Here is a 14,305-nt window from a genome sequence, read left to right on the forward strand (position 1 = left end):
TGGACTGATGCGGCAGTAAGCCGCCTATTGTGTGAGAACTTGATAACTATTGATAAATGTAAATCCGATGAAATAAATCCAATAATGATGCCAGACAAAAAAAGGAAAAATTAGGTCATATTCCTATAAATTTTACAAGAAAATCTAATAATTTCCAAAAACTAAAAATAACAGAGGTAACTTTTTACCATATATGAAAATGTGTTGATTTTTTTCGATACTTCGTTTTTTTAAAAACGGAATAAAAATAGAAAGGCGAGATTCCTAATTTTATTAGGTTATCTCGCCTAGGGATAAAATTTACAGATTGTATATGGGGCAGTGAATTCCCTCTTGATTACCTATTAAGTGCCAAAAATTTGAAAATATTAAACAAGTCCAAGTCGAAATTCATAACTGATTGTTATTAAAGTGTTTATGGAAACATTTATTTCTATTACAAATTATAAACTGGGAACAATTTCAGTGAATTTTCTAATTTTTTCAATAAATAGTTACAAAAGTAACAATATTGTTTAGCAACCAAATTGGCAACTTATCGAGCTGCCTACCCCTGTGATGAAATTAACTGAAAATTTGCACTGACTGAAATATTATCGGCTCCACACCTACGCATTGATTTTAACTAATCCGATAATTATTCGTAAACACTTTTTCAATCGACAAATGCCGGTCGGATGATTGAATAACAACTGAATCTTTTATGCCTGATTGTTCTACTAAAATTTTTACTTCATCAATTGTAAAAGAAGCAATCAGAGAATCGCGAAATAATTTTTTCTGATGTTCGTCGCAATCACCTGCATATTGTTGAACAAGAGCTTCGACGATGGAGAACGATTCGGGGCGAATCAAGTCGCGTATCAAAATACCAGCTTTGCTTTTTGAGACTCTGTTGATCTCTTTTAAGACGGGAAGAGGATCAGGTATATGATGCAAAAGACTATTTGAGATTACTGCATCGAAATGGTTGTCGGGATAGGGTAATTTTTTTGCATCCACAATTATTAATTCGACGCTTGCAGAGAAATTATATGTATCAACATTCATCTTCCCGACTTTTAACATATTTTCAGAAAGATCGACAGCAATGATTTTTAGTTTACGATTTCGTTGTAAAATTAAAATTGGAATTCTCGCACTACCTGTACCTAAATCTAAAACTAACCCTTCGTCTGGGAGTATTTCTACTGCACGTTCAGCGAATGAAGTGTTCACTTCAGTAAAATCCATTGCATCGTACTCGATTGCATCCTCCATTGTATCCATTACTTCCGGTTCTAAAATTCGATCTATCATAGTTTATTCGATATTATAAACTTAAATTCAATGCCATTGATCTCATCGCTTCAATTGTAAAGTTAATGTGTTCAGTCAAATCAATATTTAATTCTGTTGCTCCTTGTATAATTTCATCTCTATTCACGTTCTTTGCGAATGCTTTATCTTTCATTTTCTTTTTCACAGATGACGCTTCAAGGTCGGATATCTTATTAGGACGGACGAGGGCGCATGCTGAAATAAAACCACATAATTCATCCACAGCGAAAAGAGTTTTAGCCATCAACGTTTCGCGTGGAACATTTGTGAATGAAGCATGACCGAGAATCGCAGTGCGAATTTCTTCAGATACTCCCTTTTCTTTCAAAATTTCCGAACCCTTTAACGGGTGGTCGGGTATATTTGGATACATTTCGTAATCGAAGTCGTGAAGTAATCCAACAACTCCCCACATTTCTTCATCTTCACCGAACTTAGAGGCATAAGCCCGCATCGCCGCTTCTACAGCATACATGTGTTTACGCAGAGCATCGTTCTTTGTGTATTCGTGCATTATATTGAGTGCTTCATTACTATTCATCGTCATAACTCTCTATCTAAAATATTTTCCATAATATTTCAACATTGACACCGAAAATACTCTTGAATAATTCTGTTTCTCAATCCGATTATTTTATACCATTCAATTTCCGGACACTTCTCCTGTATTGATTCAGGTACTTGATTGGCAGCTTCACCTATGATTTCAAAATTTCTAATAACCGCATCTATCGTTTTGTCATCTTTTAGAAAATCATTATAAGTTAACCCAAGTGTGTAATTTTTTATTTTTTAGAAACGAGATCAACTTTATTGTCTAATAACTTTTCAGGGTCTAGAGCCAAATCTACAAATTCTAACCCGATTGGTTCTTCGAATTCTGCTAAAATATCAATATCGCTATCATCCGTTGCATCACCACGACACACCGAACCAAATAGACCTATATTTTTAATTTTATACTTTTGCTTTAGATAATGTTCATTAGTTTTTAGTATCGTAATTATTTCGTTTAGTGTTTTCATACCGTTCATTTTTAATAATATATTCAATGTAGAATTAAATTCAAAAAATACCAACTCATTAACAAACTTTTAACACTAACAAAGTTATATCATCCGATTGATGACCGCCGCTATATTCTTGAACTTCTGAAATAATCTGTTCTTTAATCTTTTCGGCAGATTCATTTTTTTTAGATTTGATGATTTTCAACAATCTTTCTTCTCCAAACTCAATCCCATCGGGGTTCATTGCTTCGCTAACCCCATCGGTGAATAGCACCAAAACATCTCCGGTAACAAGTTGCATTATCCCCTCTTCGTAAGTAGTTGATTTCATCACACCGAGCAAAAGTCCGCCTTTTTCTAAACGCATAATCATGCCATCTTTTCTTAGAACAAAAGGTAGATTGTGTCCCGAGTTTACATAAGTCAACGATTTATGTTTTTTATCAACACTTGCCAAAAATAATGTAATGAAGCGATCGTTTCCGGTACTTTCACATATCAAATCGTTAACACGCTTAGTCAATTCAGAAAGTGGAAGTTTGAGCGGAACTAAAGCACGTATCATCGCTTGTAAATTAGCCATTAAAAGTGAAGCGGGTGTTCCTTTGCCTGATACATCGGCAATCGCAATAATAAAATTATCGTCGCTGATTTGGATAACATCATAATAATCGCCGCCAACATGCTTCGAAGAAATATTTACAGCATCTAAATCGTAACTTGTAAATTTGGGTAACTTTTTCGGAAGCAGTCCTCTTTGGATTTCACGTGCTATCAAAAGGTCGTCTTCTATTTTTTGTTTTTCTACCGCTTCTTTAAAAAGACGTGAGTTTTCAAGTGAAATCAACAACAAGTTTCCAATCGAATATATATATTCGAGATCACTTTGTGTGTAAGGTATTCCTGCTATTCTTTCGCCTACTACTAAAACCCCTTTTACTTCATCCTGCATTTTCATCGGAATAATAGCACTGATGCCAATTTCCTTTAATTCATTTTTAAGTTTTTGGGATGCAACGATTTCCGAAACCAGCATGGGGTTTTCAAACTCCGAATGGTTGCATATTACTGAAGTATCAATCGGACCGTGGAATCGAGAAGAAACAATTTTCATTTCATTCCCCTCTTTCAAACAAATCGCAAATTGACGCACACCAATTTGGCCCATCAACGATAGAGAGAACAATTTTATAACACGTTCGCGATTAAGTATAGTTGAAAACTCTTTCCCCAAATCAAAGAGTGTGGTAGCTTGGTGGATTTGTTTATCAAGCTCCCTGTTTACTTTGATTAATTTATCGACACTAAGCTTTTGTGCTATAGCCGCTGCGGCAATGTTCGAGAGTGATTTGATGTAAGTTTCTTCTTCGTTCGTTAATTTCTTCCTTGATAATTTTGTAATTCCTAACGCTCCTAAAACATTATTTTTAAATATTAAAGGAATAAGAACCTGGATTTCGTTTTTATTTAATATTGTAACCCACTTTTCATTTTTTTTCTTTATCGAATTTATATACATAATCGACTTAAGCTTTTGTGTAATAACAATATTTTTCATTCTCTCATCAAGTATGAATCCCCTCACAGTTTCGGTGTGGAAAGTTTGTTCCTCTACTTTTAAAATAACTATTCCCCTTATACAGAGCAGTTTCCCCATCGCCGTAAGTATAAAATGATTCAATATAAATTGAAGCGATACATCTGAATTTACAACTTTGCTAAATTCAAAAAGCGAATTCACATCGAATCTTGTAACCGAGTCTGCTCGGTTTTCTTTTTTATGATTAAGCATATCAGTTAAAATATTTAATCAAGCGAACAATATTTTTTTGCCCCTCATCTCTGCGAAAATCTACCTCATCCACAAGAGAACGCATTAAAAAAATACCAAATCCCCCCTTTTTATAATTTTTGAAATTATCTTTAATATCAGGTTCTTTGACAGAATTGGGATCGAAAGGTTTACCATAATCGGTAATCATTACTTCGAATTTATTTTTATTTTGAATGATACGAACTTCAATAGGTTTGTTGCTAATATTTTTATATGCGTGGCGGATGATATTGGTGCACGCTTCATCGACTGCTAAAACTATCCTATTTGTTGTATCTTCGTCAAAACCTGAACTTAAAGCTGCGTCAGTAACGAACTTACGAACCACAACCAGATTTGCTGTTGTGCTTTCAATAGTAATCCCATTCGAGTAAGATTTATTCTTAACAATTTTCATCTAAACACTTTTTGTAAATTTTTTGAGTGCGTCTTCTTCAGTGTTCATAATTTCATACAACAGTGGAAAACCAAGAATATCGAACACGTTATAAATTTTGGAAGACATATTTGTAATTTTAATGTCACCCTTGTTTTTCCTGACTTCTTCAATGTATGCCATAAACACACCTAAACCTGCGCTGCTGATGTAGGATAAGTTTTTACAGTTCACAATTATATTGTATTGCTTATTATTAATAATTTTTTGAATTGCATTTTCAAAGTCAGGTGCGGTATGAGCATCAAGATATCCTTTTAAATCAATAATCTGGATATTTGAACTTTCACGAAAATTAATTTTAAAATTAGTCATTTATATTTCCTTTATTTTAATTTCGCAGCCATTTTAGAATGATTAAAGTAGTATCATCATGCGGTGGTTGGTTCTGCATATATTTATTTACCGATGATATTATTGCATCTCTGATATCTATTGCAGAATTGTCCCGATTGTTTTTTATTGCTTCAAGCAAACGTGAGTAACCAAATTCATCCCCGTCTTTTGTGTGTGCTTCGGTAATCCCATCAGTGTAAAAAATCACAGCATCACCTGAGTTCAATTGAGTTTGACTCTCTTGAATATACTTTGTAAAAAGTTCTGAGTTCCCCATACCTAAACCAATCCCGTTAGGTCGGACAAAACTGACGTCAGATTCCTTCGCCAAAATAAACGGGCAATGTCCCGCCCTCGCACTTGTAACAACTCCGGTCTCAATATTTAGGACGGCATATATCAAACTAATGAACGATCGTTTATCGATGCTCGAGGATATTGCCTGATTTGCGTTTACAAGAAAATCTTTTGGTGAAGGATATATTTTACACAGCGATTGAAAGATGCCTTTCATTTCAGCCATATAAAAAGCCGCCGAAACACCTTTGCCTGAAACATCGCCGATAACAATCGCTAAACGTTTATCATCAATCATCATAAAATCATAATAATCGCCGCCTACTTCGAACGCCGGAGACGAGAAAACTTCAAGTTCAATATGTTCAATATTCGGTATGGTTTGCGGCCGCAATTTCTTTTGCATCTCCTGTGCTAAATTCATCTCGCGCATCAGGCGTTCGCGCTCAAACGATTTTTCGATCAATCTTGAATTATCAACCGCCACGGCAGCTTGATCAGCAAAAGCCGAGATGACTTCCAAATCTTCACGGTCAAACCCATATTCTGTTTCCTTTGTTGCATACAATATCCCGACAAGCTCATTCCGAGCGATCAAAGGCACTGCAAGGATAGAACCGAATTTACTTTCAAGATTGTTCAGATGCTGAGTTCTAGTGTCGTTTTTGAAATCATCAATCATCACAGGTTTTCGATCGTTGATAACTGATGAACGTAACGTAAAAGAAGACGAAAGATTGATATGATCTATATCGGGCACTGATATATTTTTTTGAGCCGCTACATAAATACCGGACTGTTCAGGTTTTAAGTTTTTTAATTTTTCAGCGGGTTGAATAATTTCGAGCCACGAACTTTTTGCTTCGCATACTTGGAGCGTCATACCGGTTACCGAATCCACCAGTTCGTTAAAGTCCAAAACCTGAGTTACAAGTTTACTCAAGTTATGCAACGATGCAACTTCGCTCATCTTTCTATCAAATGTATCCGATGTAGGTAGATGAAATATCGTACTCAAAAATGCTATCAAAGAATATAAGAGAACAAAAAGGAATGTCCCATCAACAAAATATTTTAGAGAGTGGGAAAAATATAAAATAGATTTTCCGGCTGATGAATTATCCTGAAAAATGATACTCAGAGCCGTAAATATTACGAGTGTTGAAAAAGTGAAAACAATAGTTAACACCTTTTCGCGTTTCTTCAAAAAAACAATCCAGGGCATTCGAAACGAATTGATGAGGATGAGGAGAACAAATATTCCGAAGAGTATTGTAGTTACCAAACGTGATTCGTATGGATTTAAATTGATCGCAGAAAAAGTTGCAGCTAAAAGACCGATTACCAAAATTAAAAAGTTACGTTTTGTATATCTTCTCGGTTTATACACAAGTATATCTCTTAAGAGTAATATGAAGATAATTGCTGCGACACCAATTATTACAGCCAACGCATTTGAGATAAAAATTGTTGAGTAATTGTTTGGAATGAGAGAAGAACCTTTAAATTCGAATTCAGTTCCGATTGCAACTGCCAGAAGTAAAGATATTCCCAAAACTACTGTGCCGAGTATAAGAATTGCTGTTAATCTTTTTAACGGAATCGATTCCCTCTTCCAATATGATTGTATAAAAAGATAAAAAGCAACGAACGCACCGATTTTTATTAAATCGATTTGAGCAAATACAGGCCCGACGTTTTTACCTATTACATCTAAAATTAACCCAATCATGAACAGAGTAAAACCGGTAATCAAGTAAAATATTTTCCCAAACCGTTGTAATAACTTTATATTCATTCTTAAATTTTAATTTTCATCCAAGTTTTAGATCGGAATTTAAAATAATTCAAAGCTAAAAACATAATGACGTAAACCGGAAGAGCCCACCAAGCGCCAATAATTCCACCTTGCAATAAAACTCCGAATATATATGTGAGAGGTAAAAATAAAACCCAGTGGGTAATCACTTCGACCCACATTACATAAACCGTTGCTCCTGCTGCTTGAAGCGAGTTAGCTAATATTATACCACCGCCATAAAATAATTGAGATAAACCGGCAATCTGTAAAAGGGGTACTGCAAGTTTAGTTACCTCGGCGTTTGTTGTGAAAATCGATAAAACTGATTCCGGGAAAACAATAAATATAAAACCGATAACAAAAGTAAAGTATGTACCAATTCTTGCAGTTTGAAAGCCGTAGATTTGCGCACGCAGCGGATTGCCACGCCCCAACGATTGACCTACAAGAGTTTGTGCAGCCGCACCCAACCCAAAGCATGGTATGAATGATATAAAGAGTGTGCTTATTACAACTTGACTTGCAGCTTGTTCAGCGGTTCCGATAATTCCGGTTACAGCTACAAATATCAAAAAACCTAAAAGTATTAATACATTTTGTAAAGATACAGGTATTGATATTTTTAAAATTTGTTTGATAGTTTCCTTCGATACATGAATATGCTTGTAATAGCTGTAGGTTATTCGATATTCCTTCATAAAAGTTACAGACACAAGAACCAACCACCCGAAGACTAGACTGATGAACGAAGATACGCCGGCACCGGCTAAACCCATTTTTGGAAAACCGAGATTCCCAAAAATCAAAAGAAAATTTGTAGTGATATGAAGAACCATCACAACTATTGCAGATTGCAAAATAACTTTCGAATGCCCGATACCGTAAAAGAACCCTCTGTAAGATACAATCATTAGAAAAAAAGGCAACCCTAAAAACCGGAAAGCCATATAGCCAGCCCCCTCAGCAGCTACTGCTTTATCTTTAGAAAAGAAATCCATAATTTCGAACGAAAATAAATAGCCAATAATGGCAAACACTATTCCAAGGATAATAGAAAGTAGTAAAGAGTTATTCAAAGATTCGCTCACACCATGCAGATTGCCTTCTCCCTGCCGACGAGCTACAAGAACATGGGTTCCTGTACTCAGACTCGAAAATAAACTTGTGATTGCCCAAGAAGCTAAAAAAGCCAACCCAAGAGCAGCTAATGCTACTTTCGAATTTTCGAGTCGCCCTACCATCGCCGTATCGACCAACGAAAGTAACATTTGCGTGGCTAATCCTCCCACAACAGGAAGGGCAATGCTCATTATCTCTTTCGAGATATTTTTATCTGGAAATAATTTCATAAATGAAAAACCCACCCCGTAGTATTTCAGGGTGGGTTGTTAAAAAATCAAAAAGTATTAGTTGGAATATTCTGCAATATACCTGTCGGCATCACGAGCAACATTGCTTTCTTTGAATTCTTTTTTGATCCGTTTAAAAATATTTACTGCATTCTCTTTTTTACCACCGTTTCCGTAATTTCTCCCCGCTAAGCTGAGGTATTCAGGTGTCAGAACGTTGTCAGATACTTTGTTAGCTGCTTTTTCATAATACTTTGCTGCCTGCAAATTATCAGCTTTACGTTCGTAGCAACCGGCTATCCCTGCATAAACCGAAGCCTGTAAAAGTTTGTCAGAAAAACTTACATCCTCATATTCTGCAAGAGCTTTATCGGTTTCACCGATTTCATAATATGCGTTAGCCAAATAAAATCGTGCCATTTCTCCTGATTTTGTACCTCCGTATTCATCTACAATTTTTTTCAGACCGTTCAAACCTTTTTCGGGTTGTCCATCTATTGCAACATGATAATTATTTTGGTCGTAGAATTGGAATATTTTTCCTAATTGAATTGAGGCAAGCTCGTTGTTTGCCGCACGGTTATTTAAATAGAAGACAATAGCGATTACCACTACTACCAGACCTGTAAAAGCATAAGAAATATGTTTTTTATTTTTCTCGTAGAAGTTAAGTAAGTTAGAGTAAGTTGTAAGGAGAGGATCAACTTTCATTACTTTTTTTGAGAGTTTCTTTTTAGGACGAAGCATTTGATTGAATACCTTTATGTTTAGTTGAAAAAATAATAATTTAATAAAGTACGCCCGGCGCGATTCGAACGCGCGGCCTACAGCTTCGGAGGCTGTCGCTCTATCCAGCTGAGCTACGGGCGCGGATTAATGGTCAATTCCAAAGTTACACAAGTTAGCGAACTCCGTGATGCTAACTTATATGTAACTTTGAGAATCCCGCTGAATGAAATGAAGCGGGATGGTCAATAGTCAATTAGCAATTTACTATTAACAATTGGCTATTATCAAGGTTAAGCCTTGTGTAATTTTATAATCAACACATTTTTTGACGGTTTAAATTACAAAAAATAAGTGTTTTTAACAAATCTTCAGGGATTGTAATTCATTTTCTTGAGTTTTTCTATCACACGTGTTCTATTGTCACCTTGGATTTCGATTCGTCTTTCTTTCACAGTGCCACCAGCCCCGCAATACTGCTTTAATATGCGGGCAATTTCTTCCATTGTGCTTGGATTATGTTGTAAACCCGAAACTATCGTTACTATTTTCCCTTTTCTTCCTTTCTTATCCAGCAAAACACGGACAACCATACCTTTACCATCGTGCTTATGCCGGGAAGGGATGTTTTGGACCTGAGGTTTATTCCGTTCAGTTCCCGGTAAAAGCTGCTCCAAATCCGAAAGAGATGTTAATGTTTTTTGATGAGCCAATTATCTCGTCCCTATTACTGTAATCGAGTAAAGCCCACCACCCGATTCGAGAGTGTAATCGTACTTCTTTTCAGAAACAATATTAACGTTGTGGAAGCCCGCATTCTCGATGATGCCGATGTATTCATTCCGGCTCAGTGCGCCGCTTATACAGCCAGCCCAGAGTGCTGCATCTTGCCGCTCTTTTTCAGAAATCACACCATCAACAACGATATCCGAGACAGAAAATTTTCCATTCGGCTTCAACACGCGGTAAATTTCACTGAACGCCTTTTGTTTATCTGGAACAAGATTGATAACACAATTACTAATGACTCTATCGATTGTGTTGCTTTCGACAGGAAGAGCTTCAATTTCTCCGAAACGGAATTCTACATTAGTCGCACTTATTCTTATCTTGTTCTCGTTTGCTTTGCTAATCATCTCTTCTGTCATATCTACACCGATTACTTTACCGGTACTGCCAATATATTTCGTTGCAATAAAGCAATCGATACCGGCGCCTGATCCTAAATCAAGAACCGTCATTCCTTCTTCTAAATCTGCATAAGCGGCGGGTGTTCCACAACCAAGTCCAAGGTCTGCACCGTCAGGAATCGCCGCTCTGTCAGAATCTTTATATTGTGCAGACATGTCGAATACAACTTTGCCGTCGTTACTACCGCATGAGCAGCAGGAACTTTGAACAGCTTCCAGTTTCAAATCGCCCTTAGCGATCTGCCCATATTTCTGTTTTACGTTTTCTTTTATTTTATTGTTAGTATCCATAAGTCACTTTTAAGTTTTTATTTACAATAATAACCTACTAAAAATAATAGAGGTATGCAAAACTCATTCACGATTTTTTTATAGCATCTTGTCTTGCTTTGTAGAGCTTTTCAGTAAAGCCGCCTTCCTTTAAAAATGCCTGTTCAAGTTGGCGTAGCTGTTGATCTAGCAAGTAATTTGTTTGGTGTATAATGCAGATAATAGTGTTTGCCGCGATCTCTGGTATGCAATCTTCAACATATGTCCTATACAACTCGTATGACCTATCCACCTTGTAAGCAACATTCCTAACTTCTTTCGCCCTAGTATCATCCTTCCCCCATAACTGCAACCCATGTTGTCTTAGAAAATCTTGGTAATCTAAAAGCAGCTCTTCCAGACTTGCACGGGCTACGCCAACCAACTTGATTTCTGTTTTCTTTGAAGTGCCTGATGCCATACTACCCTCCGCGATGTTTTGCTTGCCGCTTCTTGCTGCCTGCACCATTTGATCTACAGTTCGCGAGCGTTTGTCTATAAACCGCTCACAGAATCTCACAGTCGCATCATAAACAATTTCTGCCATTTGATAGGATTTTAATTTTTGATAACCACCATGCGGTGGTATTATTTTATTTTCATTATTCATGATAGTAACTCTCCCTTGAATGCCTTCTGCATAAGACTCCCAAACAAATTCTCCAACACTTTTTCCGACTCACACTGCTTCGCCCGCAGCTGCTCGACCTTCTCGACCAGCGTGGCAAACTTTTGTTGCTCGGAAAGAGGTGGAACAGGTATCCTAACGTCGAGGACATCAGAATTATTCACAGCCGGATAGGATGCACCTTTCATCTTAGAGATTAGTTGCTTCACAAACGCAGGAAGCCGGGTAAAAGCGAAAAGATATCTGTTGTTCATCTTATTGTTTGTTCTCAACACACAAAAACCTGTTGAACATAATTGACCATCATATTCCGCTGAAACTAATGCAGTCGCATTAAGGTTTGGTCTTACAGTCGAAACAATCACATCACCTCTTTTTACTACACGTCTCGCCCGACTTGGTGCAACCTTACCAAAAAATTCTTTGGTTTCTGTAATGCGTCCAGCTTTGTTATCAATACTTTCTATATCAATATATTTAAACCACTTGTTCGGTTCCTTTTTCGGATCAGTCTGTTGGGTTCCAGTAATAAATTCGCTAATTGGTAATTTTTTATAATTCTTCTTTATAGACATTTCCAAAAACGCCGACTGCAAGAACTGCTCGGTGAGTTTGTTTGCCTGCCGACGCTTCTCCCGCGCCGCATCGGCTTTCTCAAGTATCGCCGCTATTTGCTTTTGGATGGGAAGCGGGGGAAGTAAAACCTTCATTTGCTTCAAATGACTCGGTCCAAAATTCAGTTGTGCAGAACCAGTAATAAGACGGTCGACTTGTTTTGTAAAATGTTTTGTTCTTAGGTAGAATTGAAAATAATTGATATCAAGTATTCTTGGATCAAGAGTTCTGAATCTGATGGTAGAAGTGTTCATACAAAGAGGTAAATGTCCCTTTTTTGCAAATGCAATTTTCTTATTAAAGTAATCTACCTTGATTCCTGAACTAGCAATAATAAGATCACCTTCTTCAACCATAAAATGCTTGTATTTAGAATAAGCCTCTTTGACGGAAATGTGTGTTGTTGTGTTATTAACCACTAATTCATTATCAACTATATTTCTGACATTCAGTAGCTTTACACCTTTATCGGTAAATTGATTATTTCTAACTCCAGGCCCTTCCTGAAACCATGCTATTGATGAAAGGTCTACTTCGGGAAAGATTCGGCTCACTTTAATTCCTTAATTATATCATTTATTGCTGAACTTATCTCTTTCTCTAACTGCGAAACCTTCTTCATAATCAACTCCGGCTTCTCGTACTCAATCTCCTTATGCTCGATCTCTTTGTAACGTGAGATGGAAAGGTCATACTTGTTGGCTCGGATTTCATCGGCAGGGACGAGGAAGCATTTGCCTTTCCTACCAACTCCGTCATTCCGAACTCCCGCCTGCCTGAGTGAAGCGGCGGGCAGGTGTTTCGGAATCTGATCCTTGCCGCTGAGTTTAGATCCTGAAACGAATTCAGGATGACTGGCTCGGTTTTTCCACTCCTTCACAATGTCCGGTATATCATTCTCCATTGTCTTCTGCCGCTTATCATCCAGCGAAAATCCATCTGCATCCATATCGTAAAACCAGACATTGTCCGTGGTTCCTCCCTTCTGGAAAACAAGCACGGCAGTCGATACACCCGCATACGGTTTGAACACACCCGATGGCATTGAAATAACTCCCTCAAGTTTACATTTATCGATGAGGATTTTTCTTGTCTCGATATGAGCGTTGCTCGTTCCAAATAAAACACCGTCGGGTACAATCACACCGCAGAGTCCGCCTGTTACAAGCAGGTCGTACATCAATTCAATAAAAAGAAGCTCCGTCTTAGTTGTCTTCACACTGAACCGCTCGTTGATGTCGCTCTTGTCTATAGAACCTTTAAACGGCGGGTTGGCAAGTATTACATCGTATATTTCTTTTTCCTTGAAAGTTTTCGAGAGAGCATCCATATAACGGAAATTGGGATTATCAATCCCGTGAAGCATCAGGTTCATCGCTCCGATTCGCGTCATTGTAGAATCAAAATCGTAGCCCGTAAGCGCCTGACTTTTCAGGAATTTTAAAAGCTTCTTATCTGCAATCTTATCGCCGATGAGATGATGCGGCTTGCCTTCGCTGTCGTACTCAAGCACATCGGCACTTGTATTCGATTCAAGAATATGTTCATAAGCATTCACGAGGAATCCGCCCGTACCTGCGGCGGGGTCGCAAATCCTGTCGCCCACTTTCGGGTTAACTAACTTCACAATCATTCTTATGATGTGCCTCGGCATGTCCCGCCGTTCGGCGGGATAAACTCCACTGTCCGTTCTTCCCCGCTGTAGTTAATTGCATGAGAAGGTATTCATAAAGATCGCCCTGCACATCGATGTTTTGCTCGCTGATGTGCATATCGTCTATAATCTTTACTGCCTCTTGCAGCAGCGATGCTTTTGGTATGATAAAGACAGCATCCTGCATGTACTGAGTGAACGAGCTTGTTTCACTTCCGAGATTGCGGAGAAAATCAAACACCGTATCCCGCACATGCTTCAACATCTGGTCGCCCGGCAACTGACTCCAGTAAGACCAGCGACACTTTTCATTGCCTTTGAATATCGACTTGTAGAGCGAACTGTCAGTTCGCTCACCTGATGACGAAGTATCACTTCGTCCTACACGCCTTTTCGCTGCCGCCGCGCGGGCATTGTCCATATCTTCAAGCCGCTTTAGGAATATTAGATACGACATCTGTTCGATGGCAGTGATTGGGTTGGCGATACCGCCCGACCAGAATTTATCCCAGAGAGCATCGACTTTAGATTTTAGAATTGGATCGGTTAGCATTTGTATTTACTTTCATCTTTATATTCTTCGACCCCTTTTGTGTTTTCCCTTTCACAAGGTGAAAAGTTATGGCTTGCACAGTTGCGGATAACCGTCCCCCTAATGTAGGGGGACTACAGGGGGTCGGTGTATTTATTTGGCAATCTCTTTTCATTCCGATAATTTTTGTTGTTCACTGTTGGTTTTATCGACCCCCTTCGTTTCCCCCTTTTTAAGGGGGAATGTTTTTATGGCATCTTCAATTTTT

The 14,305-nt window shown here is 37.8% G+C and carries 14 protein-coding genes, 1 tRNA gene and 1 pseudogene; all 16 read right to left on the bottom strand.

Going from position 1 to position 14,305, the window contains the following annotated elements:
• Positions 1-621 precede the first annotated feature (621 nt).
• Positions 622-1,296, bottom strand: a complete 675-nt coding sequence (locus tag QME58_11630; GenBank protein ID MDI6804475.1) for a class I SAM-dependent methyltransferase — start codon at positions 1,294-1,296, stop codon at positions 622-624.
• A 16-nt stretch (positions 1,297-1,312) separates the two neighbouring features.
• A complete protein-coding gene (locus tag QME58_11635) occupies positions 1,313-1,861 on the bottom strand; it encodes an HDIG domain-containing protein (protein ID MDI6804476.1) in 549 nt (182 codons plus the stop codon).
• A 38-nt stretch (positions 1,862-1,899) separates the two neighbouring features.
• Entirely contained in the window at positions 1,900-2,052 is a 153-nt protein-coding gene (locus QME58_11640) for a DUF86 domain-containing protein (protein ID MDI6804477.1), read from the bottom strand.
• 53 nt (positions 2,053-2,105) lie between these two features.
• Positions 2,106-2,345: a nucleotidyltransferase family protein gene (locus tag QME58_11645; GenBank protein MDI6804478.1), complete on the bottom strand. Its 240-nt coding sequence runs from the start codon at positions 2,343-2,345 to the stop codon at positions 2,106-2,108.
• A 58-nt stretch (positions 2,346-2,403) separates the two neighbouring features.
• Entirely contained in the window at positions 2,404-4,122 is a 1,719-nt protein-coding gene (locus tag QME58_11650; GenBank protein MDI6804479.1) for a PP2C family protein-serine/threonine phosphatase, read from the bottom strand.
• Between the two features lies 1 nt (position 4,123).
• Positions 4,124-4,561 carry an ATP-binding protein gene (locus QME58_11655; GenBank protein ID MDI6804480.1) on the bottom strand — a complete coding sequence of 146 codons (438 nt, stop codon included), beginning with the start codon at positions 4,559-4,561 and terminating at the stop codon, positions 4,124-4,126.
• On the bottom strand, positions 4,562-4,915 hold the full coding sequence (locus QME58_11660; GenBank protein MDI6804481.1) for an STAS domain-containing protein: 354 nt from the start codon (positions 4,913-4,915) through the stop codon (positions 4,562-4,564).
• A 16-nt stretch (positions 4,916-4,931) separates the two neighbouring features.
• Entirely contained in the window at positions 4,932-7,031 is a 2,100-nt protein-coding gene (locus tag QME58_11665) for a SpoIIE family protein phosphatase (GenBank protein MDI6804482.1), read from the bottom strand.
• Positions 7,032-7,033: 2 nt separating this feature from the next.
• Positions 7,034-8,383: an MATE family efflux transporter gene (locus tag QME58_11670; protein ID MDI6804483.1), complete on the bottom strand. Its 1,350-nt coding sequence runs from the start codon at positions 8,381-8,383 to the stop codon at positions 7,034-7,036.
• Positions 8,384-8,440: 57 nt separating this feature from the next.
• Entirely contained in the window at positions 8,441-9,130 is a 690-nt protein-coding gene (locus QME58_11675; GenBank protein ID MDI6804484.1) for a tetratricopeptide repeat protein, read from the bottom strand.
• Between the two features lie 49 nt (positions 9,131-9,179).
• A tRNA-Arg gene (locus QME58_11680) sits at positions 9,180-9,253 on the bottom strand.
• Between the two features lie 227 nt (positions 9,254-9,480).
• Positions 9,481-9,822 (bottom strand): translation initiation factor, encoded by a 342-nt coding sequence (locus QME58_11685; GenBank protein MDI6804485.1) that lies wholly within the window; start codon positions 9,820-9,822, stop codon positions 9,481-9,483.
• On the bottom strand, positions 9,823-10,590 hold the full coding sequence (gene arsM / locus QME58_11690) for an arsenite methyltransferase (GenBank protein ID MDI6804486.1): 768 nt from the start codon (positions 10,588-10,590) through the stop codon (positions 9,823-9,825).
• Between the two features lie 67 nt (positions 10,591-10,657).
• Entirely contained in the window at positions 10,658-11,218 is a 561-nt protein-coding gene (locus QME58_11695) for a four helix bundle suffix domain-containing protein (GenBank protein MDI6804487.1), read from the bottom strand.
• On the bottom strand, positions 11,215-12,405 hold the full coding sequence (locus QME58_11700) for a restriction endonuclease subunit S (protein ID MDI6804488.1): 1,191 nt from the start codon (positions 12,403-12,405) through the stop codon (positions 11,215-11,217). Before QME58_11700 ends, QME58_11695 begins: the two co-directional genes overlap by 4 nt.
• Positions 12,402-14,058 (bottom strand): annotated as a pseudogene (locus QME58_11705) (class I SAM-dependent DNA methyltransferase). Before QME58_11705 ends, QME58_11700 begins: the two are co-directional and overlap by 4 nt.
• Positions 14,059-14,305 lie beyond the last annotated feature (247 nt).

This window comes from Bacteroidota bacterium (assembly GCA_030017895.1).
Lineage (GTDB): Bacteria > Bacteroidota > Ignavibacteria > UBA10030 > BY39 > JASEGV01.